This is a genomic window from Actinoplanes sp. ATCC 53533 (assembly GCF_003947245.1).
In genome coordinates this window covers 1-1234 of record NZ_QHHV01000543.1, presented here as the reverse complement: position 1 = coordinate 1234, position 1234 = coordinate 1, and the positions used below count along the sequence as shown (strand labels likewise).

1 protein-coding gene is annotated in these 1234 nt (G+C 66.3%); it reads right to left on the bottom strand.

Annotated elements, in window-relative coordinates:
- Positions 1-136: 136 nt before the first annotated feature.
- A partial coding sequence (locus DMB66_RS59895; RefSeq protein ID WP_370321592.1) for an IS630 family transposase occupies positions 137-1234 on the bottom strand: 1098 nt, incomplete at its 5' end.

Sequence of the window (1234 nt, the reverse complement as noted above, 5' to 3'; positions counted from 1 at the left end):
CGCGGGACTCGTGGTCTTCGCGTAGGCGGCACACGGTGGTGAAGCAGTCGGAGATGAACGCGGCGAGGGGTCACGCAGGGCGCCGGGTGGAGCGTCGAGCGAGCGCCAACACTAGTGTCGCGTGATTCTGGTTGTGTTACTTGGCGTTGTTGTCGACGAGTTGCCTGACACTGGCCTGCACCCAGCGGACCTTGGCCAGGATCTCGTCGGCGGTGGCGGTCCAGACGAACGGTTCCGGATCGGTGTTCCAGTGCTCGATGTAGGCGCGGATGCGGTGGATCAGGGCGTTGACCGAGGTGAACGTGCCCCGGCGGATGGCCTGCTTGGTGATGATCCCGAACCAGGTTTCGATCTGGTTGATCCACGACGATCCGACCGGGGTGAAGTGGAAGGTGACGTTCGGGTTCGCCGCCAGCCAGGCCCGGACCTCGGGGGTGTCGTGGGTGGACAGGTTGTCCAGCACGACGTGGATCTCCTTACCCGCATGCGGTTTCACGGCTCGTTTGACGAAGCCGAGGAACTCCACCGCGGTGCGCCGGGGATGGCAGTCCGCGAAAACCTCGCCGGTGCCGGTGTTCAACGCCGCGAACAGATTCGTGGTGCCGTGCCGCTTGTAGTCATGCGTGCGCTTCTCCGACAGGCCGAAGTCCAGCGGCAACAACGGCTGGGTCCGATCCAACGCTTGGATCTGGGTCTTCTCGTCGATCGACAACACCACCGCCCCGCCCGGCGGGTCCAGATACAAACCGATCACGTCGGCGACCTTCTCCGCGAACGCCGGATCCTTCGACAGCTTGAACGTGCCCTGCCGGTAAGGCTGCAACCCGTTGTCCCGCCACAGATTCGCCACGTAATGCCAGGACACCGCCACACCCTCGACCCGCTTCACATACGCGGCCATCTCCCGGCTCGACCAGTGCGACAACCCCGTCTCGACCGGCGGCGACATCCGGGACAACGCCAGGATCCGCCCGCGTACCCAGGCCGGCACCTGCTCACGCGGCGCGGCATGAGAGCCGTCCTCCAAACCGGCCAGACCATCACCGGCGTACCGGGCCACCCACCGATCCACCGTCGGCAACGACACCCCGGCCAACTCGGCCACGTCCTTACGCCGACGGCCCTCGGCCATCCACAACACGATCCGCGCCCGGGTCGCGACCACCGCCGGCACATCCCGGCTGTTCAGCACCGCCCGCAACTCCGCAGCCCGCTCCTCGTCCAGCATCACACC